The following is a 24,740-nucleotide window of genomic DNA, read 5'->3' on the forward strand; positions in this document are numbered from 1 at the left end:
CGGCCGACGCCGGAAATTGACGGTGGCCGCCGGCGGCCCGCTTGGTACGGTCCGCGCATGACCCTCACCCCCGCCGACGCCCCCGGCACCCGGCTCACCCCCGCCGACATACGCCTGGCCGCCGACCTGAGCATCGCCGCCCTGCGCCCCGCCCTCGACGCCGACTGGAGCGTCCCGGCCGGAGCCCTGGAGTGGGACTGCTGGGAGACGGCCGAGCACCTGACCGACGACCTGTTCTCCTACGCGGTCAAGCTCGCCGCCGAGCGCACCGGATCCAACGTGCCCTACCGGCGGACCGCCGAGACCCCCGGCGCGCCCGAGAACGCGGTCCGCGTCGAGCGCACCGCGGGCGCCGAAGGCCTGCTGGACGCGTTCGACTCGGCCGCCGCACTCATGCACGCGGTGGTTTCGGTCAAGCCTCCCGAGGCCCGGGCGTACCACGTCTACGGAGACTCCGACCCCGAGGGCTTCACCGCCATGAGCGTCGTGGAGATCCTCGTGCACACCCACGACCTGACGACCGGCCTGGGCCTCGCGGCCTGGGAACCGCCCGCCGAACTGTGCGCCCGCGCCCTGGACCGCCTCTTCCCGCACGTCCCCGCGGGCACCGATCCCTGGCCCACCCTGCTGTGGGCCACCGGACGCGGCGACCTCGCGGGCCGCGAGCGTCTGGACGAGTGGCGCTGGTACGGCGCCCCGCGCTGACGGGAAGCACCGCGCAGCGCCGACGGGAAGCACCGCGCAGCGCCGACGGGAGGCACCACGCAGCGCCGACGGGAAGCACCGCGCCGCCCGACCGGAAGCACCGGCAGGTCCTCCTCGTACTCCCACGGAGGTACGCCGACGGCCGCTGCCCGTACGACGACCCGCACCCCCCGCCCGGCCCATCCTCGGAAGCACCACACAACCCGAGGAGCCGGAACCATGAACACCCTTGCGTACGACGGACCCCACCCCTGGATGCTGTTCTTCCCGCTGGTCTGGGCGGCCGTGGTCATCGGCGTCATCACCCTGCTGCGCCGCACCGTATGGCGGGGCAGGGGACGCGGACCCGGGCGCGGCGGACCCTGGCGGGGCGGCCCGTGGCAGGGCGGTCCCTGGCAGGCGGGCCAGCAGCGCGGGCACGGCGAGCAGTCGCCGATCACCGTGCTGGGGCGGCGCTTCGCCACCGGCGAGATCGACGAGGACGAGTACTGGCGCCGGCTGTCCGTGCTCAACGAGCAGTTCGGCGGCACCGAGGAGCCGCTCAGGGGGAAGGGCGGCATGGACTGAGCGGCCCTCGCGCGAAGAGCCGCGCCCGACCGGCCCGGGAAATCCGGGCCGGTTCCGGACGGTCCGGGTCAGCCGACTGCGGCGGACCGGGCCGTCCGGCTGTGCTTGTCGGGTTTGCTGCGCTCACGCTCCGGGCGCGGCGTCAGCGCCACCACGGTCGAGGTCTCGGGAGCCGTCTTCGGGACGGGTTCCACGGCGGGCTGCGGAGCGGCGGTGGGCAGTGCGAACCACACCGTCTTGCCCTCCTCGCCCTCCTGGCGCACGCCCCAGTCGTCGCTGACGGCCTCGATGAGCGCGAGCCCGCGCCCGCCGGTGTCGTACGGCTCCGCCGCGCACACCCTCGGCGGCCGGGGGTCGTGGTCGTGGACGGACACCGTGAGCCGGTCGAGGAGCAGCTCGATCTCCACGGTGCACGTCTTGTCGGGCTGGGCATGCCGATGGACGTTGGTCAGCAGCTCGGTCACACCGAGCGCCGCCGGGTCTATCAACGGGTCCAGATGCCAGTAGCGCAATTGCGCCGAAACGATCCTGCGGACTTGGCCGATGCGTGCCGGTGCAGCTTGGAGCTCCACCGTGCAGTGCCTGCTGGGCTGGCTGATCACTGCTGCGACTCCCCGGGGTGAGATCCGGAAGGCGGTCGAAGAGCTTCGGTGTCGAGGGTGCGGTTCGATCGGAGCGGCGGACTGGATCGCAGCGTCACCGCAGCAGCACCCTGCGTGAGATATCGCCAGGGTGGACCCGCGAGGGGCGCTGTGCAACTCGCGCCGCCCCTGCCGCGTACGGCGCTGCGTGCCGCATCACTCCTGCCGTGTACGGGCCTGCCGCGTACGGCACTGCCTGTCGCGTCGCCTCAGCCACGCGCGGCACCGCCCGTCGCGCCGCCCGCCGCGCCGCGCGGCGTCGTCGCGGAACGCAACGCGTCCCGCAACCGGCCGCCCGCCTCGGCCGAGGTGAGCCGGTACCGGATGCCGTTGAGCCGCGCCACCGTCCGGTCGCCGCCGGCGAACCACGGCCGGCCCGCGGTCACCGCGCCCAGCGGCGCGCTGTCGATCACCTGGCCGTCGCTTCTCAGCAGCGCCAGCACACCGTCCCGTACGACGACCTGCCCCGCCTTGGTGAGCGAGCGCGGCCACCGCTCGATCCGTACCCCCAGCACGCTGAAGTCGGGCTCCGCCATTGGCTGTTCGCCTCCTTCCCGTGGTCCTGCCGATGGATGGACGTCGTGATTCGCCCCCGTTCGTGCCCCCGCCGTCTGTGGGCAGTCTGCATGGGAGGGGGCGCGCACACCAGGGGGGTCAGGACACTGAATGAGGCATTCCACCTCTGCGCCCCCAGTGCGCCCCGACCCGTGACACAAGGGAGTGCTATGGCTGCCCAAAGTGAACGTTTGTGCAGGTGGGCGGCTTAAAGTGGCAAGTGGGAGATCGCTGTGCCGCCCGCCCATGCCGGAGGCACAGCAGCCCGACAGGGCCCCACAGAGCCGTACGGAACCGCACGGGACAGCACAGAGCAGCACAAGGAGTGGCGCGGATGAGCAGCAGCGACCCGGCAGGACGCGGCCTCGCCGCAGTGGCCGATGTACCCCCTGTCGCACAGGCGGCGGTGCCGACCGTGGACGTCGACCGCAGCGACCCGGAGTACCGGGCCTGGCTGAAGGAAGCGGTGCGCAAGGTGCAGGCGGACGCCAACCGGTCCGCCGACACCCACCTGCTGCGCTTCCCGCTGCCCGAGGAGTGGGGCATCGACCTCTATCTCAAGGACGAGTCGACGCACCCCACCGGCAGCCTCAAGCACCGCCTGGCCCGCTCGCTCTTCCTGTACGGGCTGTGCAACGGCTGGATCCGGCCGGGCCGCCCCGTCATCGAGGCCTCCAGCGGCTCCACCGCCGTCTCGGAGGCCTACTTCGCCGGGCTCATCGGGGTGCCGTTCATCGCCGTGATGCCGCGCACCACCAGCGCCGAGAAGTGCCGCCTGATCGAGTTCCACGGCGGCCAGTGCCACTTCGTGGACGACTCCCGCAAGATGTACGAGGAGTCCGCCCGCCTGGCGGCCGAGACCGGCGGCCACTACATGGACCAGTTCACCTACGCCGAGCGGGCCACCGACTGGCGCGGCAACAACAACATCGCCGAGTCGATCTACCAGCAGATGAAGCTGGAGCGCTACCCCGAGCCCAGCTGGATCGTCGCCACCGCCGGCACGGGCGGCACCTCGGCGACCATCGCCCGCTACGTGCACTACATGCAGTACGACACCTTCATCTGCGTCCCCGACCCGGAGAACTCCTGCTTCTTCGACGGCTGGAGCAACCACGACCCGGCCGCCACCAGCGACTGCGGCTCCCGCATCGAGGGCATCGGCCGCCCCCGCATGGAGCCCTCGTTCGTCACCGGCGCCGTCGACCGCATGATGAAGGTCCCGGACGCGGCGAGCGTGGCGGCCGTGCGCGCCCTGGACACGGCGCTGGGCCGCAAGGCGGGCGGCTCGACCGGCACCGGGCTGTGGAGCGCGCTGAAGATCGTCGCGGAGATGGTGGAGCAGGGGCGCAGGGGGAGCGTGGTGACGCTGATCTGCGACCCGGGCGACCGCTACCTCGACAAGTACTACTCCGACGCCTGGCTGGCCGAGCAGGGGCTGGACATCGCGCCCTACTCGGCGGCCATAGAGCAGTTCCTGCGTACGGGGATCTGGCCCTAACCCTTGTCGCGGGCCGCCAGGCGGCGGTCCAGCGTGCGCACCGCGTCGCGGAAGGAGCGCCCCACCCCGGGGCGCGCCGTCCGCAGCACCAGCCGCAGCGGGGCCGGGCCGTCGACGGCCATGGTCCACTGCACCCGGGTGCCCGCCCCGGCGGGCCGGATCCGCCACTCCTCCAGCATCGCGGTGAGGCCGGGGGCGTTGGTGAGGTCGATCCGGTACGCGTACCGCTCGCCCGGTTCGGCCGCGACGACGGTCTCCATGAACTTGGTGCCGCCCTTGAGGTGCACCTCGCGGCCCTCTGTCGTCGGCCGGGCGAACGTCACGGCCGTGAACCAGCGCGGCCACTGCGCCGTCTCCTCGGCCAGCGCCCGGTACACGTCCTCGGGCGCGGCCGCGACCTCTGCCGCGAAGACCAGGCGTACGGGCGCGGTCTCGGCGAAGTCGAGCCCGACGCCCCGCAGTTGACGGACCATGCGGCGTGCACCTCCGGTGATCGGCTGGAAAAGCGTACGCGCAAAGGTAGTTGATGCCGTGTCAGAAGTCCTCGGGGGAGTCCGCTTCGGTGGTCTCGCCCGCCACCACCAGCCCCGGCAGATGCTCCGCCAGCTCCTCGCGCGCCGCCGCCGACAGACCCCCGTCGGTCACGAACGCGTCCACCTGCTCCAGCGAGGCGAACGAACTCAGGCCCACCGTCCCCCACTTGGTGTGGTCCGCGACCACCACCACCCGGCGTGCCGAGTCCACCAGTCTGCGGTTGGTCTCCGCCTCCGCGATGTTCGGCGTGGACAGGCCCGCCTCGGCGGATATCCCGTGCACCCCGAGGAAGAGCACGTCGAAGTGGAGCGAGGCGATGGCGCGGTCCGCGACCGGACCGACCAACGAGTCCGAGGGAGTGCGCACCCCGCCGGTCAGCACCACCGTCGCCGCCCCCGGACTGTCGCCGCCCGCCTGCCGCGCCGCGTGGAACACGTCCGCCACCCGCACCGAGTTGGTCACCACCGTCAGGTCCGGCACGTCCAGCAGATGCCGGGCCAGCGCGTACGTCGTCGTGCCGCCCGACAGTGCCACCGCACTGCCCGGCGCCACCATCGCGGCCGCCGCCCGCGCGATGTCCTCCTTCGCGGACAGCTCCAGCGCCGACTTGGCCTCGAAGCCCGGCTCGTGCGTGCTCGCCTCCACCACCGGGACCGCGCCGCCGTGCACCTTCTCCACCACGCCCTGGCGGGCCAGTGCGTCGAGGTCGCGGCGGACCGTCATGTCGGAGACGTTCAGCCGCCGGGTCAGCTCGTTGACCCGTACTCCGCCGCGCCGGCGCACCTCGTCGAGGATGAGGGCGCGGCGCTGTTCGGCGAGCAGGTTCTGATTCTCGGTCACTGCGGGCCTCGGTCCTCTCCACAACGCTTCTGTCAGGGGCTGCTCATCCTCGCACGCGGCGCAACACGCCTCCACGGCTGGTTCGATGGGCGCGCGGGCGCGCACTTCGTGGGGGCGACTCGCGAAGAATGTGCGGTGGGGGTGGGCAGCGGGGGGCACGTCCGGGATGCTGAAAGCTCCCCCTCGCAGACGCAGGAGAGCGAGCCCCGCAGTGCCCCCAGTCCCCGCCGCTCCGGACGGCCGCAATCCGGAATCCCTCCCTCCGGAAGCCTCTGTTCCGGAAAGCGCACCGCCCGGCACCCCCGAGGGCATCGTCGCCTACCTCACCGCCCCCGCCCTCGAACTCCTCGTGCACGGCGTCGGCGGCGCCACCCCCGAGGAGATGCTCGGCGACCCGCGCACCACCCGCGTCACCGGCGACTCCACCGCCGCCGTGTTCCGCCGCACCGAGGACGTCGACGCCGAGGACCGCCCCCGGGACTATCGCGACAAACCCATCCCCGAGGCGTACGTCTGGTCCAACCTCACCTCCGGCAACGGCATCCGCGCCCTGTGGCTCCTCCTGCTGCCCTTCATGGTCGTCAACCTCGCCCACTGGATGCGCCCCACCACCGAGGGCAAGGCCCGCACCGTCCGCCTCTACGGCGTCCTCGTGCGCCTCGTCGCGCTCACCCTCACCCTCCTGCTCGTCGCCGCCGCCTGCGAGGTCGCCCTCGACCTCACCGCCTGGCAGTGCGCGGGCTCCACGTCCTGCTCCGGCAAGAAGTCCTGGCTGGGCTTCCTGTCCACCGCGCACGGCGGCTGGTGGAGCCAGCCGGGCCGCCGGATCGCCCTGGCGGCCCTGGTCCCCGTCGCACTCACCGCACTCCTCTGGTACCTCTCGCACCGCACCTGGAGCGCCTACGAGTCCCAGCAGCCGCTCCCCAACGCCGAGGAGTCCTCCGCCGGACCCGCCCTCGGCCGCCCCGGCTTCTGGTACGGACGCCGCCTGGTGGCCCGGCTGCGCGCCGCGCACACCGCCGCCGGGTTCCTCACCGTGGCCGGCGCCCTCACCGTCGCCACCGCCCGGTACGACCGCACCGCCGACAACACCCTTCTGGACGTGTGCGGTTGGGCCCTCCAAGGGGCCCTGCTCCTCGGCGGGGCCGTCGTCGTCTGGGTCGTCTGCCGACGCGGGCGCACCGAGTCCCGCTTCGACGCCGCCCTCGACAAGGCACTGGTCACCCTGCTGCCCGCCGCCTCCCTCGTCGGCCTCGCGCTCGCCGTCCTGTACGCGGGCTGGTCGCGGCCCGCGTGGACCTCGACCGGCCGGCTCGACGGAGGGGACCGGTCCTTCGGGCTGCTCACCCTCGCCCAACTCCTCCTGGTCCTCGCACTCGCCGTCGTCGCCGTGCTCCTCAACCGCCGCACACCCGTCGCCCGTACCGTCATGCGCGGACTCGGCGGACCCGCCGTCGCCATGCTGGCCTGCGCACTGGGCGGCGTCATGTCCGGCGGCGTCGCCCAGCGCGTCGCCGACTGGCTCGACGGCCCCGGCACCCCCGGCATGGCCACCGGACCCGACGTACCCGCCCTGGGCCCGCCCGTCCTGCTCACCTGGCAGGCCTCCGTCATCCCGCCGATCCTGCTCGTCCTGCTCCTGGTCGCCCTCCACTACGGCATCCGCACCTGGCGCGTCCGCAGCGCCCTGCGCCCCCGCGTCGAGGCCGACTACCCCAAGGAGAACCCCGACCCCGTACGCACCGGACGCATCGCCCTCGCCCGCGCCGCCGCCGACCTCACCGACCACGCACCCCGCATGGTCGCCGTCCTCTCCGGCGTGTCCCTCCTCCTCGGCGGCATCGCCCTCCTCGGCGCCTTCCTGTACGACGAGGTGCCCGGCCGCGCCGCCAAGGGCACCCCCTCGCCCGTCGAGGCCGTCGCGCACACCTCGCAGGCGCTCGGCTCCTGGCTGATCGGCTTCGGCGTCCTGCTCCTGGTCACCTGGGGCCGCCGCGCCTACCGCGACCCCAAGGCCCGGCGCACCATAGGCATCCTGTGGGACGTCGGCACCTTCTGGCCCCGCGCCGCCCACCCCTTCGCCCCGCCCTGCTACGCCGAACGCGCCGTCCCCGACCTGACCTGGCGCATGGCCACCTGGACCGAACGCACCCAGGGCCGCCTCGTCATCTCGGGTCACTCCCAGGGCAGCGTCCTGTCCGCCGCCGCCGTCTGGCAACTCCCGCAGCGCACCCGCCGCCGGGTCGCCCTGCTGACGTACGGCGCACCGCTGGAGCGGCTGTACGGACGCTGGTTCCCGGCCTACTTCGGCCCGTCCTGCCTGCGCGGACTGCACGACGAGGTCGACTGCTGGCGCAACCTCTGGCGGCACACCGACCCGATAGGAGGCCCGGTCCGCGTCGTCCCCGACGAGGACCGCCACCCCGTGGACCGCGACGCGCTCCTGGACCCGCTCGCCTACGGGCGCACCCCCGACCATCCGCTGCCCGCGCCGATCCTCGGCCACTCCGACTACCAGGCCGACCCCGCCTTCGCCGCCGAACGCGACAAACTCCTCGCCCGCCTGCCGGAACCGGCCGTGCCCCGGCAGAACACCCCCAAGGACTAGGTGAGTTCGGGCAGGTCGTCCGGGTAGAGCAGGGTCAGGTCGTCCGTGGACACCTCGGTGAACTGGGCGACCCGGCCCGCGTGCCGCTCCACCATCGACTCGAAAGTCTGTCTGGCGGTACGGCCGTTGCCGAACGCCGGGCCCTTCGGCAGCGCCGTGAAGTACTTCAGCAGTGCCTCCGGCGTGCCCGCCCCGAGCCGGTACTCGTGGTCGTCGGCCTGCTGCTCCACGATCCGCAGCAGCTCGTCCGGCTCGTAGTCGGAGAAGGTGATGGTCCGTGAGAAACGGGACGCCACACCGGGGTTGACGGTCAGGAAGCGCTCCATCTCCTCCGTGTAACCCGCCACGATCACCACCACCGCCTCCCGGTGGTCCTCCATCAGCTTCACCAGCGTGTCGATGGCTTCCTTGCCGAAGTCCCGGCCGGAGTCCTCGGGCGAGAGCGCGTACGCCTCGTCGATGAACAGCACCCCGCCGCGCGCCCTGTCGAACGCCTCCTGCGTACGGATCGCGGTGGACCCGATGTGCTCGCCGACCAGGTCCACCCGGGACACCTCGACCAGATGCCCGCGCTCCAGCACCCCCAGCGAGGCCAGGATCTCCCCGTACAGGCGGGCCACGGTCGTCTTGCCCGTGCCCGGGGAGCCGGTGAAGACCAGGTGGCGGCGGACGGACGCCGCCTTCAGGCCCGCCTCCTGGCGGCGGCGGCCGATCTCGATCATGTCGGTGAGCGCCCGCACCTCGCGCTTCACGCTGTCCAGGCCGACCAGCGCGTCCAGTTCACCGAGCACGTCCTGCGAGGAGCGTGCGCGCTCCGCGTCGGACGGGGCGGCCGGGGGAGGGGTTGCCGTCGGACGCTGCACCGGGATGGTGGAGAGCAGCCCGGGGGACTGGGTGGCGGTGAGCACGGCGGGCGGCGGTTCGGCCGCCGCGGCCTTGACGCCGCTCTCGTCGCTGGTGCAGTCCTCGACCAGCGGGCCGTCCTCGGCGAACTCGTAACCGCCGCGCGCACACCGCTCGGTGCGGCAGCGCGTCAGCGTCGTACGGCAGCCGTCCATGACGTGGAAGCCGTAGCCGTTGCTGCCCGCGACCCGGCAGTTGTGGAAGGTGCCGCGCCCCTCGGCGGAGACGTAAAAGCCCGATTCCGCAGGGGAGTTGACCGTCGTCCGCTCTATCCGCGGGTCCGCGCCCTTGGTGACGATGACGCCCGTCTGCACGGCGTCGATGGTGCAGCCCGCGAGGGTGCCGCCGCTGCCGTGGTCGCGGAACCAGGCGCCCGTGGACGCCTCCTTGATCCGGCAGTCGTCGAGCTGCGCGGTGGCGCCGTCGCTCACCGACACCGCCGTATTCCGCACCTGGAAGAGGTCGCTGTCGACGATGTCGGCGCGCGAGCCCCGGTCCAGGACGAACACCGCGTCCGGCACGTCGTGCACCCGGCAGGAGTCCAGGACGGCCGTCGCGCCGTCGCTCACCCACACCGCCGGGTAGTCGCCCGTACTGTCGTGGATCTCGCACCCGTTGGCGTCGACCCGGGTGCCCGGGTCCCACACCGAGAGGCCGTTGCGGCCGAAGCGGCGCACCGTCGTGCGCGACAGCGTCAGCACCGCACGCCCGCGCAGGTCGACCGCGTTCTCCGGGATGTCGTGGATGTCGCAGTCGGAGAGCGTCAGCACCGCGTCCGTGTCCAGCGTCACGCCGTCCGCCGTCGTGCGGTGCACCGCACACTCGGTGAGGTGGCCCGCACCGCGTGAAGTGACCTGTACGCCCGTGCCCTTGACCTCGTAGATCTCGCAGCCGATCGCCTCGACCCCGGAGCCCTCGCCGGTCACCGCGAGCCCCGAGCCCGACGTGTGATGGACCGAACACCGCTCCAGCCGGGGATGCGCCCCGCCACTGACCGAGACTCCGGCCTGCCCGGCGGCGACGACCTCGCAGTCCTCGAACAGACCGCCCGCGCCGTCCAGTACGCCGATCCCGACACCGCCCGGATTGTCCACCGTGCACCGGCGCACCGTCGGTCGGGCCGCGCCGCGCACCTCGATGCCGACGGCGGAGCGCGTCACGATGCGCAGCCCCTCGAACTCCGGAGTGCCGTCCTCCACCAACAGGGCGGGCGCCGCCGAGTCCTGACCCTCCAGACTCAGGTCCTGTACGACGGCGGAGGCGCGCACCGTCAGCGCCACGCCGTCTATCGGGGCGATCCGCACCGACCCGGCCGCACCCTCGGGCCCGCGCAGCGTCACCGCACGGCGCACCACGAGGTTCTCCCGGTACGTGCCGGGAGCGATGGTGAGGACGTCGCCGTCCCCCGCGGCCTCCAGGGCGGCGGCGAGAGAGTCGTACTCACCCGTGCGGCGCCGCCACCTGGAAGTGCCGGAGTGCGTCACCTGGACCGTGCCCTGTGCCATGGCGTGTGCGTGCCCCCACCTCGTACGTCCCGCTGCTCGCGCTGATCTCGCTGCACCACCGTAGCGCGCGGGGGAAGCGCAGTTGACCGGTCCGCCGGAGCGTCAGCCGCCCGTGCCGGTCCTGCCCCACTCGGGGCCGACCTTCGACCACGCCCGGTCGAGCCGCTCGTACCGCCGATGCATGAGCCGCCGTACGACCAGCAGCCGTACGCAGTGGGCGAGTCCACAGAGCACGGCGAACGTGCCGAATCCCGTCAGGGCCGCCTGCGCGACGGCCGTCGACGCGTCCACCGGGCGGTTCACGATCCGGCCCCGGTCGTCCGTCCACAGCGGGAAGGTGTCACCGGGCTGGGCGCTGCGGCGGATCGTGCTCGCCGGTCCGGAGTGCTTGCTGCCGTCGTACGCCGTCCAACTCGCCTGCACCGTGACCGGACCCGCGTACCCGGCGCCCACCTCCGCGTCGCCTGAGTGGCGCACCTCGCGCACCGGGCGCAGCACCACACCCGTCGTCTCGTGCCGCTCCCGCTGCTGCTGCACGACCTCCTGCTGGAGCGCGGAGTTGGCCCGCAGCCCCGTCACCAGACCCGTGGCGGGGGCGACGACCGCGATCAGCACCAGGGCGACCAGCGCCACCCAGGCCTCGGCGAGATCGGTGGGGCGGCACAGCGGACTGTGCCGCCAGCGCCACACCCCCGACGCCGTCCGCCGGCGGCGGGTGCGCGGCACCCGCTCCGCTCCCGCCCGGGGCCCTTGCGGCCCGTCCGCTGCTCGCACCGTTCCGATCCCCTTCCGCGTCCGTTCAACGCGCCCGCCGATTCAGCGAGTTCCCGGCGCGGGGCCCGCTCATTCGGCGAAATCGGGTCGGAACTCTATTCCCCTTCGACGGTCACCGGGTCCCCGATCCGCAGGATCCCGGGCGACTCGGGGACCACGTTCTGGCCGAAAATCAGGCTCTTGCCGAACTTCCGGTGCCTGGCCAGCGAGCGCAGCGGCTCCTTGCCGCGCTCGGCGGTGACCTGGTCGGTGGTGGTGACGACACAGCGCCCGCACGGCTTCGCCACCCGGAAGGACACCTCGCCGACCGTGATCCGCCGCCAGCCGTCCTCGGCCCACGGGGCGGTGCCCGCGAGCACCACGTTCGGCCGGAAACGGTTCATCGGCAGGGGGCCCTCGTCGGGCAGATCGCCTTGCGCGATCAGGGAGTTGAGGGCGTCCAGCGACGCCAGCGTGGTCACCAGGAGCGGGTAGCCGTCGGCGAAGCTCACCGTCTCGCCGGGCTTGGCGAAGCCCGGTTCGACGGGGCGTCGTACGGCCGGATCGTCCATGTGCACCAGGTGCGCCTCGACGCCCAGGTAGGCGCTCCACCACGCGTCCGCCGCCGAACCGGCGGGCACCGCCTCGTACTTGTCGCCGAAGAGGACCACCGGCACCGTGCGCACGGGATCCGGCACGGGCACGTCCAGAGGCTCCCGGCCCGGCGCGGACACCCGGACCCCGCCGCCCGGCAGCGGCTCCGAGGACGCCAGCGCCATGCGCGCGTGCTCGCGCTGGGTGATCGCCTTCCCCGAGGCGTCGGTCACCAGCCACCTGCGGTCCCCCGCGGGCCCCCACGGCTCGATCGCCATCTCGCGGGGAGCGCAGCCCCGGGTGGCCTTGACCGGATAGAAGTGCAGCGAGTGCACCGACACAGAGTTGCTCATGGGGCCATCCTGCCAGCAGGCTCGGACATCCGTCCGAGCCTGCTGCCGTGGCCTCCGGTACGCCGCTGCCGGGTGGGGGCTAGTAGCCCCGACCGCCCTGCTGGTACTGGCGGTTGTACGGGTCCTCGTACGGCGCGGCGGCCTGCGCGGGGCGCGGGGCCACCGGGCGCATCGCCTCGTACCCCGAGGGCGGGACCGGGCGCTGCGGCTGCTGCTGTTGCATCTGCGGCGCGACGGGGCGCTGTGGCTGCGGGCGCTGCATCTGCTGCGGCTGCTGGGCGTTCGGGTAGCCGCCGCGCTGCGGGCCCGCCTGCTGCGGGATGTACGGCGCGGGCGCGTTCTGCAGCTGCGGCATCGGGGCCTGCTGGAGGTGCGGCGCCTGCTGGTACGGGGCCGGAGCCTGCTGCTGCGCGGGCTGCGGGTATCCGTAGGAGGGCTGCGGGTGCGAGGGGGCGGCCGGCAGCGCGGGAAGCGCCGAGGGCAGGGCCGGCAGATAGCTGTTGCCGGTGTCGTACATGGCGGGCACCCGGATCGGGGCGATCTGGGGCGTACCGCGCTCCGCGACGAGAGAGTCGTAGATCGGGGTGTCCGGGAAGGACGGGGCGGAGTAGTAACCGCCGCCATAGGTGGAGCGGGGGGAGGTCATGGCACATAAGTTAAGCCCAAGATGTTCTGTATGGGGAGCCCGATAAGAGGGTTGTTTCGCGTGTTGTGGGTAGCCCTGGGTCACTAATCAGAGCGAACTTGGGAAAATCGGTCGTCTTGTAGCGTCTGGATCGTGTAAGGAACGGTTCATTTCGACTCGCGTTGGGGGCGAGCATGTCCATGCTTAAGGGAACCAATGTGCCGGTACCGGCACAGTCCGTGCGTGTCGAAGTGGGCCGCAGGTCCGGGCCGGGGGTGCCGGACGTCGACGCGTCGGCGCTGCTGCTCACCGGCGGCCGGGTGCGCTCCGACGCCGACTTCGTCTTCTACAACCAGCCCGCCCACGCCTCCGGCGCCGTCCGGTACGACGGGAAGCAGCCCGGCGCGGGCGGCACCGTCACGGACACCGTGTCGGTCGACTTCGGGCGCATGGAGAGCGCCGTGGAGACCGTGGTGCTCGCCGCCTCCGCCGACGGCGGCAGCTTCGGCCAGGTGCCGGGCCTGTACATCCGCGTCCTGGACACGGCGAGCGGCGCGGAGATCGCCCGCTTCGACAGCCAGGACGCCACCGTCGAGACGGCGTTCGTGCTCGGCGAGCTCTACCGGCGTCAGGGCGCCTGGAAGTTCCGGGCCGTCGGCCAGGGCTACAGCAGCGGCCTCGAAGGACTCGCCACGGACTACGGCATCACCGTCGACGAACCGCAGCAGGCGGCCCCGGCACCCGCCCCCGCACCCGCCGCGCCGGCCTGGCCCGCACCGGCCACGCCCACCTCCGCCCCGCAGGCCCCCGTCTGGCCGACCGCGCCCGGCTCCACGCCGCCGCCAGCCGCCCCGACGATGCCGTCCGCCCCGATGCCGTCCTACGCGACGCCGCCGCCCGCACCGGCCCCGGCACCCGCTCCCGCTCCCGTACGCCTGACCAAGGTCACGCTCACCAAGGCCTCCCCGACCGTCTCCCTCGCCAAGCAGGGCGGCACCGGCGGTGCCATGCGCGTCAACCTCAACTGGGAGTCCCGCAAGCAGTTCAAGGGCTGGGGCAGCAAGCTCGGCCGGGCCATGGCCCAGCACTCCGACCTCGACCTCGACCTGTGCGCCCTGTACGAACTCGCCGACGGCCGCAAGGGCGTCGTCCAGGCCCTGGGCAACGCCTTCGGCGCGCTCAACCAGCCGCCGTACATCCACCTCGACGGCGACGACCGCACCGGAGCGGTCTCCTCCGGCGAGAACCTCACCATCAACCTCGACCACAAGGACCGGCTCCGCCGCGTCCTCATCTTCGTCACCATCTACGAGGGCGCCCGCTCCTTCGCCGACCTGCACGCCACCGTCACGCTCACCCCGCAGAACGGCGCGCCGATCGACTTCTCCCTCGACGAGTGCACGGTGCCCTCCACGGTCGCCGCCCTCGCCCTGATCAGTTACGAGAACGGCGACCTGACCGTCCGCCGCGAGGCCCAGTACCTGGTGCCGCAGCGCGGGGTCAGCCCGCAGCGCACCGTCGACCAGGCCTACGGCTGGGGCATGAACTGGACCCCCGGCCGGAAGTAGAAGTCCCGTTCAGCGGTCCGGCGCGGTCTCGGGACGGGCGTACGTACGCCCCTTCCAGGCCGCGCCCCGGCCCCGGTGGTGCTGCACCGCCGAGTCCACCGTCATCAGCGTGTACAGCAGCGCCGTGAACGGCAGCAGCGGGGCCAGCGCGAACGTCTGCCGGTAGTAGCGCAGCATCGGCAGGTATGTCCCCGTCATCACCGCCCAGGCCGCAAGCCCCGCCCACCCGGCCGCCGTGTCGCCGGTCAGCAGTCCGGTGGCCAGGGCGTACGGCGGGGCGAGGTACACCAGGGCCAGGCCCAGGACCGTACCGAGCAACAGCAGCGGGTTGTGCCGCAGTTGGGCGTACGCGCTGCGCGAGACCATCCGCCACAGGTCGCCGAGCCCCGGATACGGGCGCACGCTGTCCACCCGCTCGGCCAGGCCCAGCCAGATCCGGCCGCCGCAGCGGCGCACCTCGCGGGCGAGGGACACGTCGTCGATGACCGCGCCCCGGATGGATTCGGGCACACGTGCGCGCAGGGCCGTCTCGGTGCGCAGCAGCACGCAACCGCCCGCGGCGGCCGCCGTGCCCCCCTTGTTGCGGTTGATCCACCGGAACGGATACAGCTGCGCGAAGAAGTACACGAAGGCGGGCACGATCAGCCGCTCCCAGGGGGTGATCACCCGCAGCCGGGCCATCTGGGACACCATGTCGAAGCCGCCCGCCCCGTGCTCGTCCGGCAGGGCCGCGGCCACCAGCTCCCGCAGGCTGTCCGGCTCGTGCGCGATGTCGGCGTCCGTGAGCAGCAGGTACTCCGGGCCGCTGTCCCGGGCGACCTCCATCCCGTACCGCACCGCCCACAGCTTGCCCGTCCACCCCGGTTCGGGCTCGCCCGGCGTGACCACGGTCAGCGGCAGCCCGCCCAGGCGCCCGGACAGGGCGCGGGCCAGTTTGCCGGTGCCGTCGCTGCTGCCGTCGTCCACCAGGATCACCTCGGCACCGCCCGGATAGTCCTGGGCCAGCAGCGACGGCAGGCTCTCGGGAAGCACCTCGGCCTCGTCCCGCGCGGGGACGACGACGGCGACGTACGGCCACCGTCCCTCCGCCGGGCGGGTGCGCGGCGGCAGGCGCTGGTCGGTGCGCCAGAAGAAGCCCCGGCACAGCAGCAGCCACAGCCAGACGGTCAGTGATCCCACGGCGATCCACGCGACGACGCTCACCCGTCGCAGTCTGCCGCAGGAGCGAAGGCTTCCGGGGGCGCGCGGAGGGCTCGCGGGGAGTTTCGGACCGGTCGTTTAAGGTGACTGGGTGAAGATCGCGCTCATGGATTCCGGGATCGGCCTGCTCGCGGCAGCCGCGGCGGTGCACCGCATGCGGCCTGACGCCGACCTCGTCGTCGCCTCCGACCCCGACGGAATGCCCTGGGGACCGCGCACACCCGACGACATCCGGGCGCACGCCCTGGCCGTCGCCCGCGCGGCGGCGGCGGAGCAGCCCGACGCGCTGATCATCGGCTGCAACACCGCGACCGTGCACGCGCTGCCCGCGATCCGCGCCGAACTCGAACCGGGGATTCCGGTCATCGGCACCGTCCCCGCGATCAAGCCCGCCGCGGCTTCGGGCGGTCCCTTCGCCATCTGGGCGACCCCCGCCACCACCGGAAGCCCCTACCAGCGGGGCCTGATCCGCGACTTCGCACAGGGCGTGGAGGTCACCGAGGTGCCCTGCCCCGGGCTCGCGGACGCGCTGGAGGTCGCCGACGAGGAGGCGATCGACCGTGCGGTGGCCGCCGCGGCGGCGCTCACCCCGCCCGATGTAAGGACCGTCGTCTTGGGGTGCACCCATTACGAACTCGTCGCCGACCGGATCCGGGCGGCGCTGCGGCGCTCGGGCGATGCGGCTCCGCTCACCCTCATGGGGTCGGCGGAGGCGGTCGCCGCACAGGCTCTTCGGCGGGCCGGCCTGGAGCCCGCGCCGGCCGCCGATCCGGCGTCCCACCTGACGGTTCTGCTGAGCGGACGGCGCTCCGGGAGCCTCACCGCACCGGCCCTCGCCTACACCGAGGGCCGACTGCTGGCTGCCATGACCGCGGAACGTGAGTACGCTGCTACGCATGAGGGACTTCCCCCGCGCTGACGACGCCGACGGTCTCCCGAGCGAGTCCGTCCCCACCGGCACCACCTGGCACGGCCGTGCGACCAACCGCGCCCAGTGGCTGCTCTCGGCCTCCGGAGCGGCGTTCCTGGCCCTCGGCATCGAGCTGGCCGTCGACTCCTCCTGGATGCACGGCATCGTGCCGCTGGCGATGTCGGTGGTCGGATGCGTAGCGGTCGGGCTGCTGGTGATCTTCGGGACGCTCGCCTTCGTGCACGTGGCGGTCAAGGTGGACGACCACGCGCTGGAGGTGCGGTGCGGGCACATAGGGCTGCCCCGCCGGCGCATTCCGCTGGCGCACGTGGTGGGGGCCGAACTGGATCCGCGCGTCACGCCCCGGCAGTGGGGCGGGTGGGGGTACCGGTGGCGGCCCGAGCAGGGCATGGCGGTGGTCGTCCGGCGGGGCGAGGCGGTCGTGCTGAGGCTCGGGGACGGGCGGACGTTCACCGTGACGGTGGACGATGCGGCGGGGGCGGTGCGGGAGATCCGGCGGCGGTGCGGGTTGGGGCCGGTGGGCCCCTGAGGGGTGGTTCGACTCCGTGCCGGTGACCGGCTCCGTGCGGGTGCCTCGTGACTGGTCGCTGGTCGCGCCCGCGCGGCGGAGCCGCAGATTCAACACAGCCCCGCGCCCCTGTAGGGCACCTATGGCGTACGGGCTGCGCGGGCCGAGGCCGCGCCTGCCAGGGCGGCGGCGCCTGCTGTCACCGGGGTGAAGCTCAGGGCGTTGCCGATGGCGGAGAGGGCGGCCAGGGCCGTGAGGGCGGCTGCCGCGGTCAGGGCGATCTCGGTGGAGCGGGGGGAGCGCCAGAGGCCGTGCAGGAGCCAGCCGAAAGTCGCGGCCAGCAGGGTCACGCCGACCACTCCCTGCTCCGCCACCTGCTGCCACACCGCCGAGTGCGGCTTGCCGTCCGCGTTGACCGTCTGCCGGGCGACCTGGCTCAGGCCGCCGAAGCGGTCCGGGCCCACGCCACGGACCGGGTTGTCCTTCGCCATGGTGAGGGCGTCCTGCCACAAATCGACCCGGTTCGGGGTCAGCTGACCCTCCAGGGCCGCCGTCAGCCCGTCGGGGAGCGCGTTCTCCGCGACCGCCCAGGAGGCCCCGACCACCAGCAGCGTCGCCACCGCCAGGCCCGCCAGACCCAGCAGCCGTCTGCGCATCCGTACCGCTGCCAGCGAGCACAGCAGCACCCCGAGCGACGCGGCGAACCCCGCCACCGAGCCCAGCGCCAGTGACACCCCCGCCACCCCGAGCGCCAGCAGCCGCAGCAGCACCCGCGCCACCCGGGCCCGCGCCGCCCCCGCCGCACAGCACGCCGCCCCCGCGGCCACCACCAGCAGTGCCGCCGCCGCACCCGTGTGCCCCGGCGCGGGCGAGGCGATCGCCCCCGGCACCCCGTCGCCGGGCGCCAACGCGATGCCCAGTGCACCCAGCGCGAGACCGGTGAACGCCAGCACCGGCAGCAGCGAACCCAGGATCCGGCCGCCCGCGTACCCGGCCGCCACCGCCAGCACCGCCAGCAGGACGCCCTCGGTGTGCGTGTCGCGGCCCGCCGCGCACACCAGCGACCAGGCGGCGCAGCCGCCCAGCACCGCGACGCCCACCGCCGAGGGCACACCGCCGCGCTCCCGCAGTTCCGGGTCCCGCTTCCCCAGCACGTTCATCCCGTCGACCCCCGTACCTGTGACGGGCCCCGCCCGCGGCGGCCGGAGCGGGCCGGTGCGGCAGGGACTGGCGCACACGGTAACGGGAGTGACGCCCCTTTGTGGACGTATCGCACAGGATCGTGCAGGAACGATGCTTCCCTTGCGGCGCAGAGCAGAAGGCCGGGGCGGGACCGCCCTGCTCACACGGGCGCGGCCACCGTAGACTCCGCCGGGTGAGCACCACCATCACCCCCGTAGCAGCCCCGCCGGACCCTGCCCCGGCCGCACCCCGCCGAGGAATGTGGCTGGTGCGTACCCTCGCGGCCGCCGTGTCAGGACTGCTCCTCTACGCGAGCTTCCCGCCCCGCCCCCTGTGGTGGCTGGCGCTGCCCGGCTTCGCCCTGCTCGGCTGGGCGCTGCACGGGCGCCGGCTGCGGGCCGGGTTCGGGCTCGGGCTGGTCGCCGGGCTCGGCTTCCTGCTGCCGCTGCTGTCCTGGACCGGCGAGGAGGTCGGCCCGGTCCCGTGGATCGCGCTGACCATCGCCGAGGCGGTGTTCGTCGGGTTCGTGGGGATGGGCATCGCGGGCACGTCGAAGCTGCCTGCCTGGCCCGTGTGGGCGGCCGGGCTGTGGGTCGTGGGGGAGGGGGCGCGGGCCCGCTTCCCGTTCGAGGGCTTCTCCTGGGGCAAGATCGCCTTCGGGCAGGCGGACGGGGTGTTCCTCTCGCTGGCCGGACTCGGCGGCACCCCGCTGGTGGGCTTCGCGGTCGCCCTGTGCGGCTTCGGCCTCTTCGAGGCGGTCCGGCAGGTCCTGACGTACCGGCGTACGAAGAAGATCCCGCGCGCCGGACTGGTGACGGCCGCGCTGGCCGTCCTCGTACCGCTGGTGGCGTCCCTGGCGACGCGTCCGCTGCTGGACGACTCCGCCGAGGACGGCACCGCGACCGCCGCCCTCATCCAGGGCAACGTGCCGCGCCTGGGCCTGGACTTCAACGACCAGCGCCGCGCGGTCCTCGACAACCACGCCCGCCGCACCGAGCAGCTCGCCGACGAGGTCGCCGCGGGCAAGAAGCCCAAGCCGGACTTCGTGGTCTGGCCGGAGAACTCCTCCGACCTCGACCCGTACCGCAACTACGACGCCCGAGGCGTCATCGACGAGGCCGTCAAGAAGATCGGCGTCCCGGTCGCCATCGGCGCGGTCCTCACCCCGGACAAGGGTCCGCTGCGCAACACCCTCATCCAGTGGGACCCCCAGCGCGGCCCCGTCGACACCTACGACAAGCGGCACATCCAGCCCTTCGGCGAGTACATGCCGATGCGCGACTTCGCCCGGAACTTCAGCAAGGACGTCGACCGGGTGCGCCGCGACTTCGGCCCCGGCAAGAAGGTCGGTGTCTTCGACATGGCGGGCACCAAGGTCGGCCTCGTCACCTGCTACGAAGCGGCCTTCGACGACGCCGTGCGCGACACCGTGGTGCACGGCGGCCAGGTCATCGCCGTACCCAGCAACAACGCCACCTTCGGGCGCAGCGAGATGACCTACCAGCAGCTCGCCATGAGCCGGGTGCGGGCCGCCGAGCACGGCCGCGCGGTCCTGGTGCCGGTCACCAGCGGCGTCAGCGCGGTCATCCAGCCGGACGGCAAGGTCGTCCAGCAGACCGGGATGTTCGTGCCGGACGCGCTGGTCGCAAAGGTGCCGCTGCGGTCCTCGCTGACCCCGGCGACCCGGATGGGCATCGGTCCGGAGATCTTCCTGGGTCTGCTCGGGGCGGCCGGCGTGGTGTGGGCGGTCACCCGGCGGGTGCGGGCGCGCCGAAGCGCGCAAGGGGCCTGAAGAGGCACTTTGTCCGGTCCCTTAGGGTCGGTGCATGGCTACTCCCGACTTCATCAAGAACATCCGCGAGACCGCGGGGCACCAGCTCCTGTACCTCCCCGGCGTGACCGCCGTCGTCTTCGACGAGCAGGGGCGGGTGCTGCTCGGGCGGCGCTCCGACAACGGGGAGTGGTCCGTCGTCGGCGGCATCCCCGAGCCGGGGGAGCAGCCCGCGGAGGCGGCGGTGCGCGAGGTGTACGAGGAGACCGGCGTCGAGTGCGTCGTCGAGCGGGTCGTGCTGGTGCAGACGCTGCGCGCGGTGCAGTACGGGAACGGCGACATCTGCCAGTTCATGGACGTGACCGTGGCCTGCCGGGCGACCGGCGGCGAGGCGCGGGTGAACGACGAGGAGTCGCTCGAGGTCGGGTGGTTCGAGGTGGACGCGCTGCCGGAGATGCGGGAGTTCGCGACCTTCCGGATCAAGCAGGCGCTGGCGGACGAGCCGACGTGGTTCGCGCAGCCGGGGGAGGCGCCGCTGGGGGTGGCGGGGGTGGGGGTCACGCCCGAAGGGCACTGAGTCCCGTGCGGGGGCGGGGGAACAACACCCCCGGCCCCCCCGCGACAGGTGCGTCCGTGCTCAGGTCTTCCGGTACGTGTAAGCCTCCGCGGCGGCCGCTTCGACGGCGTCCAGCGGAGCCCCCGTCGAGGCCGTGACCAGGGCGGCGATCGTGCCCTCCACGAAGGGGGCGTCCAGCAGGCGGGTGTTCGGAGGGAGTTCGTCCTCGTCGGCGAGCAGGGACTTCACGGTGAGGACCGCGCTGCCCAGGTCCACCAGGACGGCCACCCCCGCCCCCTCGTCCACCTCGTGGGCAGCTTGGGCGATGAGCTCCGCGTTCGTGCCCAGGCCGCCGTCCGGGTCGCCGCCCGCGGCCGCGACCGGGGCGGTCGGGCCGCCGCCCGTCAGGCCGCGGGCCAGGTCGGCGACGGCCGAGGCCACCGCCGCACTGTGGGAGACCAGGACCAGGCCCACCCTCGGGTCGCTCATCCGGCGGCCTCCGTGGCCTCGGCGACCTCCGCGATCTCTGCGAAGGTACGGAAGAGGAGTGCGGCCGACGTCGCCCCGGGGTCCTGGTGGCCGACGCTGCGCTCACCGAGATAGCTGGCCCGGCCCTTGCGCGCCCGCAGCGGCACCGTGGCGAGAGCACCGCTCTCGGCGGCGTCCCGGGCGGCCCGGAAGGCAGCCGCGGCGTCGTCCTTGGTGTCGTCCTTCTCCGCCGCGGTCTCCAGCGCCTCCACCGCCGGAATCAGCGCGTCCAGCATCGTCTTGTCGCCGGGAGCCGCACCGCCCAGCTGGGCGACGGCGTCCGTGCCCGCGCGCAGGGCGGCGGCGAGTTCCGCGACGGACACCTCGGGGGTCTCGCCGAGCGCCTTGCCCGTGCGGCGCAGGAGCGTTCCGTACAGCGGGCCCGAAGCACCGCCCACGGTGGAGATCAGCTTCCGGCCCGCGAACCCCAGTACCGCCCCGGGAGAGCCCGGCGGGTCCTCGCCCTGCGCGTCGACGACGGCCGCGAAGCCGCGCCGCAGGTTGCTGCCGTGGTCGGCGTCCCCGATGGCGGAGTCCAGCTCCGTCAGCCGGTCGGCCTCCCGGTCCACGGCGGCCGCCACGGCGACCGTCCACCGGTGGAAGAACGCGGAGTCCAGCATCAACACCCTTTCCGTACAGTCGTGTCGACGGTTCATCGGCCCCAGCGGAGGGCTGCCGTCTGCACCGGCGCGTCCCACCAGCGCAGCAGCTCCTCGTCGACCTGACACAGCGTCACCGAGCAGCCCGCCATGTCCAGGGACGTGACGTAGTTCCCGACGAGGGTACGGGCCACGGCCACCCCCCGCTCCGAAAGGGCGCGCTGCACCTCGGCGTTGAACCCGTACAGCTCCAACAGGGGTGTCGCACCCATGCCGTTCACCAGCGCCAGGACCGGCCCGGTCGGCCGCAGGTCCTCCAGGATCACGTCCACCGTGTAGTCGGCGATCTCCCGCGAGGTCATCATGGCGCGGCGCTCGCGGCCCGGCTCGCCGTGGATGCCGATGCCCAATTCGAGCTGACCCGGCGGGAGTTCGAAGGTCGGGCTGCCCTTTGCCGGGGTCGAGCACGGGCTCAGCGCCACGCCGAAGCTCCGCGAGGACTCGTTCACCCGGCGGGCCACCTCCGTGACCCGGTCCAGGGGCGCTCCCTCGTCCGCCGCCGCCCCGGCGATCTTCTCCACGAACAGCGTGGCGCCGGTGCCGCGCCGCCCCGCCGTGTAGAGGCTGTCGGTCACGGCGACGTCGTCGTTCACGAGCACCCGCTCGACCCGGATGCCCTCCTCCTCGGCCAGCTCGGCGGCCATGTCGAAGTTCAGGACGTCCCCGGTGTAGTTCTTGACGACGAAGAGGACGCCCTCCCCGGCGTCCACGGCCGCCGCAGCCCGCACCATCTGGTCCGGAACCGGCGACGTGAAGACCTCCCCCGGACAGGCCGCCGACAGCATCCCCGGCCCCACGAACCCCGCGTGCAACGGCTCGTGCCCGCTGCCGCCGCCGGACACCAGCCCCACCTTCCCGGCCACCGGCGCGTCCCGCCGTACGACGACCCGGTTCTCGACGTCGACCGCGAGCTCGGGATGCGCGGCGGCGATCCCGCGCAGCGCATCGCCGACGACGGTCTCGGGGACGTTGATCAGCATCCTCATGTGTACCTCCGGGAAGTGCGGGCGGGGCGGGCTGGTACTGACGCTGGCTCAATCCTGCCCCCAGGTCAACGGGACGGCGGCCGGTTGTGCGGGCAGGAGCCTGACCGCTGCCTGCCGGTCGGGCTGCGGATCGTACGCCTGCCACGGGGGCGTCGCCGGGCGACTCGGCCGTGCCCGCCTCGCCCGAGCGGTTCCTCCAGCCGGTACCGCCCGCCGACCCGCATGCCCTCGGTGGTCACCGCGCCCCGCTCCCGCGCGGCCCGGAGGGAGTGTTGTAGGGGACAACTTCCCTGTGGAACAAGCACATTCGGCCTCCCCGGGGGCAGACAGGAGGGTGCGCGGACGGCGACCATGAGCGCATGATCAGACGCCGGCGGCGGAAGCCGTCCGACCGGGGCCCCGCCGACGCCGCAGTGGGTGCCGGGGCCGCAGGTGTTGTTCCTCCCAGGAACGGCGGTGCGCGCGGCGACGGCAGCGGGGAGCCTGACGCAGGAGACGTCCTGCGCCATGAGCGTGTCCTCGCCACGACCCTGCGGAGCCTCGGCGAGGACCACCCCGACACCCTGGACGCCCGCCGCGCCCTCGCGAGCGCCTGCGAGAGAGCCGGTGACTCCGGCCGGGCCGTCGCTCTCCGCGAGGAGATCCTCGCGGCCTCCCTCCGCCTCCTCGGGGAGCGCCACTCCCGCACTCTCGCCGCGCGCGAAGGCCTCATTGACACCTGCGAGGTGGCCGGTGACTTCGACCGGGCCGTGTCCCTCAACGAGGCGAACGTCGAGGCCCTGCTCCGCTTCCGCGCCGAGGACCATCCCGACACCGTCACCGCCCGGCACAATCTCGCGCACGCCCATGAGCTGGCCGGTGCCCCGAAACGGGCCGTACCGCTGTACGAGCAGGCCCTCTCCGCCTCCCGGCGCGTCCTGGGCGAGGACCATCCCGACACCCTCACCACCCGGCGCGCCCTGATGCGCGCACTGCGCAGGACCGGCGCCCTGGGACGGGCCCTCCCCGTGGGCGAGCAGGCCCTCGCCCAGTGCCGTCGCGTGCTCGGCGAGGACCACCCGGACACCCTCGTCGCGCTGGAGGAACTCGCCGGCCTCCACGAGCTGTCGGGCAACCCCGCGCTCGCCGCGCCCCTCTACGCGGAGGCTCTGACCGCCCGCCGTCGCACCCTTCCCGCAGCCGACCCCCGGATCGCCGACCTCGTCGAGGCGCTCGCGCTCGCCCGCCTGAAGTCGTGGGACGCGGCCGCGGCGGTCCCCCTGTTCGAGGAAGTCCTGGCCGTCCGACGCCGGGACCACGGCACGGACGACACCCGTACCTGGGACGTCCGGCACGCCCTGGGGGCCGCCCTCCAGAGCGCGGGCCAGAACGCGCGGGCCGTCCCGCTGCTGCGCAGCGTGCTCGACCACCGGAGGCGCGAGCTGGGCCCGGAGCACGCCCTCACCCTGCTCACCCAGGGCATTCTGGCCGACGCGTACATCGGCGCGGGCAAGCGGTGGCGCGGCCACATGCTGCGCAGCCGGACATACGCCGTCCGCGCCGCAGCCCTGGGCGACGACCACCCCGACACCCTCGCCTCGATGCACGACGAGGCGTACTTCCTTCACCTGACGGGACGTCCGAAGGCCGCGATACCCCGGTTCGAGAAGGTGGTCGCGGCCCGCACCCGAGTGCTGGGTGAGGGCCACTCCGACACCCTGCAGGCCCGGATCAACCTCGCGATGGCCCACCGGGCGGCCGGGGACACGGGACGCGCCGACGCGCTGCTGGAGGAGACGCTCGCCCAGTGTCTGCGGCACCTCGACGAGAGCCATCCGCTGGTCGCCGTGGTCCGGCGCGAGCTGGCGTCCTCACCGGGCCGCGGCTGACGTACGTATCCGGCCACCCCGCCGGTCCCGAACCCGTAAGGGGCGCGTCAAGGCCCGTACGGGACGCGTCAAGAGCGGCGGTGCGGGCGTCAGGGGCGCGTTAACGCAGGTCAGAAGGGGGCTGAGAGGGGCTTTTCTCATCTCGGGGCGCACGGCGCAGGCCGTACGCCCCGGTCGTGAGACCTGCCTCTACTCACCCACTGCATTCAGGAGCTTGCGATGGCCGATTTGGCCTTCGTCGTCATCACGCTGGCGGTTTTCGCGTTGGTGGCTCTCGTTGCCCGGGGGGTGACGAAGCT

The 24,740-nt window shown here is 73.3% G+C and carries 23 protein-coding genes; 10 read left to right on the forward strand and 13 right to left on the reverse strand.

Annotated elements, in window-relative coordinates; genetic code table 11:
- The first annotated feature begins 57 nt into the window (after positions 1 to 57).
- Entirely contained in the window at positions 58 to 705 is a 648-nt protein-coding gene (locus tag IE269_RS41195) for a maleylpyruvate isomerase N-terminal domain-containing protein (RefSeq protein WP_189828491.1), read from the forward strand.
- Between the two features lie 219 nt (positions 706 to 924).
- Positions 925 to 1,272 carry an SHOCT domain-containing protein gene (locus IE269_RS41200; RefSeq protein ID WP_189828492.1) on the forward strand — a complete coding sequence of 116 codons (348 nt, stop codon included), beginning with the start codon at positions 925 to 927 and terminating at the stop codon, positions 1,270 to 1,272.
- Positions 1,273 to 1,340: 68 nt separating this feature from the next.
- Here IE269_RS41200 and IE269_RS41205 read toward each other — a convergent pair whose 3' ends face one another.
- Both IE269_RS41205 and IE269_RS41210 read right to left on the reverse strand, forming a co-directional pair.
- Entirely contained in the window at positions 1,341 to 1,874 is a 534-nt protein-coding gene (locus tag IE269_RS41205) for an ATP-binding protein (protein ID WP_189828493.1), read from the reverse strand.
- Positions 1,875 to 2,122: 248 nt separating this feature from the next.
- Positions 2,123 to 2,449 (reverse strand): hypothetical protein, encoded by a 327-nt coding sequence (locus IE269_RS41210; RefSeq protein WP_189828494.1) that lies wholly within the window; start codon positions 2,447 to 2,449, stop codon positions 2,123 to 2,125.
- Positions 2,450 to 2,802: 353 nt separating this feature from the next.
- Here IE269_RS41210 and cds1 point away from each other — a divergent pair, with 353 nt between their 5' ends.
- The gene (gene cds1 / locus IE269_RS41215; RefSeq protein WP_229898606.1) at positions 2,803 to 3,969 is read left to right on the forward strand and encodes an L-cysteine desulfhydrase Cds1; all 1,167 of its coding nucleotides are present in this window, start codon (positions 2,803 to 2,805) and stop codon (positions 3,967 to 3,969) included.
- Here the strand turns inward: cds1 and IE269_RS41220 are convergent.
- Positions 3,966 to 4,442 carry an SRPBCC family protein gene (locus tag IE269_RS41220; RefSeq protein ID WP_189828495.1) on the reverse strand — a complete coding sequence of 159 codons (477 nt, stop codon included), beginning with the start codon at positions 4,440 to 4,442 and terminating at the stop codon, positions 3,966 to 3,968. The two genes, cds1 and IE269_RS41220, sit on opposite strands and share 4 nt — an antisense overlap.
- A gap of 61 nt (positions 4,443 to 4,503) precedes the next feature.
- Positions 4,504 to 5,343, reverse strand: coding sequence for a DeoR/GlpR family DNA-binding transcription regulator (locus tag IE269_RS41225; RefSeq protein ID WP_189828496.1), 840 nt, complete (start codon positions 5,341 to 5,343; stop codon positions 4,504 to 4,506).
- Positions 5,344 to 5,509: 166 nt separating this feature from the next.
- On the opposite strand from IE269_RS41225, the gene IE269_RS41230 reads away from it, so the two are divergent.
- On the forward strand, positions 5,510 to 7,951 hold the full coding sequence (locus IE269_RS41230) for a hypothetical protein (RefSeq protein ID WP_438817679.1): 2,442 nt from the start codon (positions 5,510 to 5,512) through the stop codon (positions 7,949 to 7,951).
- Here IE269_RS41230 and IE269_RS41235 read toward each other — a convergent pair.
- The 4 genes from IE269_RS41235 to IE269_RS41250 form a co-directional block, all read right to left on the reverse strand.
- A complete protein-coding gene (locus tag IE269_RS41235; protein WP_189828497.1) occupies positions 7,948 to 10,359 on the reverse strand; it encodes a right-handed parallel beta-helix repeat-containing protein in 2,412 nt (803 codons plus the stop codon). The two genes, IE269_RS41230 and IE269_RS41235, sit on opposite strands and share 4 nt — an antisense overlap.
- A gap of 102 nt (positions 10,360 to 10,461) precedes the next feature.
- Positions 10,462 to 11,085, reverse strand: a complete 624-nt coding sequence (locus IE269_RS41240; RefSeq protein ID WP_189828498.1) for an Rv1733c family protein — start codon at positions 11,083 to 11,085, stop codon at positions 10,462 to 10,464.
- A gap of 143 nt (positions 11,086 to 11,228) precedes the next feature.
- Positions 11,229 to 12,059 carry an MOSC domain-containing protein gene (locus IE269_RS41245; protein ID WP_189828499.1) on the reverse strand — a complete coding sequence of 277 codons (831 nt, stop codon included), beginning with the start codon at positions 12,057 to 12,059 and terminating at the stop codon, positions 11,229 to 11,231.
- 79 nt (positions 12,060 to 12,138) lie between these two features.
- The gene (locus IE269_RS41250) at positions 12,139 to 12,705 is read right to left on the reverse strand and encodes a DUF6643 family protein (RefSeq protein ID WP_189828500.1); all 567 of its coding nucleotides are present in this window, start codon (positions 12,703 to 12,705) and stop codon (positions 12,139 to 12,141) included.
- Between the two features lie 173 nt (positions 12,706 to 12,878).
- Between IE269_RS41250 and IE269_RS41255 the strand changes: the two genes are divergently transcribed.
- Positions 12,879 to 14,252 (forward strand): TerD family protein, encoded by a 1,374-nt coding sequence (locus IE269_RS41255; protein ID WP_472941387.1) that lies wholly within the window; start codon positions 12,879 to 12,881, stop codon positions 14,250 to 14,252.
- 9 nt (positions 14,253 to 14,261) lie between these two features.
- On the opposite strand, the gene IE269_RS41260 is transcribed toward IE269_RS41255, so the two are convergent.
- Positions 14,262 to 15,455, reverse strand: a complete 1,194-nt coding sequence (locus IE269_RS41260) for a glycosyltransferase (protein ID WP_189828501.1) — start codon at positions 15,453 to 15,455, stop codon at positions 14,262 to 14,264.
- An 88-nt stretch (positions 15,456 to 15,543) separates the two neighbouring features.
- Here IE269_RS41260 and IE269_RS41265 point away from each other — a divergent pair, with 88 nt between their 5' ends.
- Both IE269_RS41265 and IE269_RS41270 read left to right on the forward strand, forming a co-directional pair.
- Positions 15,544 to 16,371, forward strand: coding sequence for a glutamate racemase (locus IE269_RS41265; protein WP_189828502.1), 828 nt, complete (start codon positions 15,544 to 15,546; stop codon positions 16,369 to 16,371).
- On the forward strand, positions 16,349 to 16,912 hold the full coding sequence (locus tag IE269_RS41270; protein ID WP_189828503.1) for a hypothetical protein: 564 nt from the start codon (positions 16,349 to 16,351) through the stop codon (positions 16,910 to 16,912). Before IE269_RS41265 ends, IE269_RS41270 begins: the two co-directional genes overlap by 23 nt.
- Before the next feature lie 119 nt (positions 16,913 to 17,031).
- Here IE269_RS41270 and IE269_RS41275 read toward each other — a convergent pair whose 3' ends face one another.
- A complete protein-coding gene (locus IE269_RS41275) occupies positions 17,032 to 18,051 on the reverse strand; it encodes an O-antigen ligase family protein (protein ID WP_229898607.1) in 1,020 nt (339 codons plus the stop codon).
- A 215-nt stretch (positions 18,052 to 18,266) separates the two neighbouring features.
- Here IE269_RS41275 and lnt point away from each other — a divergent pair, with 215 nt between their 5' ends.
- Both lnt and IE269_RS41285 read left to right on the forward strand, forming a co-directional pair.
- Complete coding sequence (lnt, locus tag IE269_RS41280) at positions 18,267 to 19,865, forward strand: apolipoprotein N-acyltransferase (RefSeq protein ID WP_229898608.1); 1,599 nt, start codon at positions 18,267 to 18,269, stop codon at positions 19,863 to 19,865.
- 34 nt (positions 19,866 to 19,899) lie between these two features.
- On the forward strand, positions 19,900 to 20,421 hold the full coding sequence (locus tag IE269_RS41285; RefSeq protein WP_189828504.1) for an NUDIX hydrolase: 522 nt from the start codon (positions 19,900 to 19,902) through the stop codon (positions 20,419 to 20,421).
- 60 nt (positions 20,422 to 20,481) lie between these two features.
- Here IE269_RS41285 and IE269_RS41290 read toward each other — a convergent pair whose 3' ends face one another.
- Genes IE269_RS41290 through dhaK form a run of 3 tightly spaced genes read right to left on the reverse strand, consistent with a single transcriptional unit; the run spans position 20,482 to position 22,573 of the window.
- Positions 20,482 to 20,889, reverse strand: a complete 408-nt coding sequence (locus IE269_RS41290; RefSeq protein WP_189828505.1) for a PTS-dependent dihydroxyacetone kinase phosphotransferase subunit DhaM — start codon at positions 20,887 to 20,889, stop codon at positions 20,482 to 20,484.
- Complete coding sequence (dhaL, locus tag IE269_RS41295) at positions 20,886 to 21,548, reverse strand: dihydroxyacetone kinase subunit DhaL (RefSeq protein ID WP_189828506.1); 663 nt, start codon at positions 21,546 to 21,548, stop codon at positions 20,886 to 20,888. Before dhaL ends, IE269_RS41290 begins: the two co-directional genes overlap by 4 nt.
- A 32-nt stretch (positions 21,549 to 21,580) precedes the next feature.
- On the reverse strand, positions 21,581 to 22,573 hold the full coding sequence (dhaK, locus tag IE269_RS41300) for a dihydroxyacetone kinase subunit DhaK (protein ID WP_189828507.1): 993 nt from the start codon (positions 22,571 to 22,573) through the stop codon (positions 21,581 to 21,583).
- A gap of 359 nt (positions 22,574 to 22,932) precedes the next feature.
- Here dhaK and IE269_RS41305 point away from each other — a divergent pair, with 359 nt between their 5' ends.
- Entirely contained in the window at positions 22,933 to 24,441 is a 1,509-nt protein-coding gene (locus IE269_RS41305) for a tetratricopeptide repeat protein (protein WP_189828508.1), read from the forward strand.
- Positions 24,442 to 24,740: the final 299 nt, after the last annotated feature.

The sequence above is a fragment of the Streptomyces spiroverticillatus genome (assembly GCA_014650415.1).
GTDB classification, from domain to species: domain Bacteria; phylum Actinomycetota; class Actinomycetes; order Streptomycetales; family Streptomycetaceae; genus Streptomyces; species Streptomyces spiroverticillatus.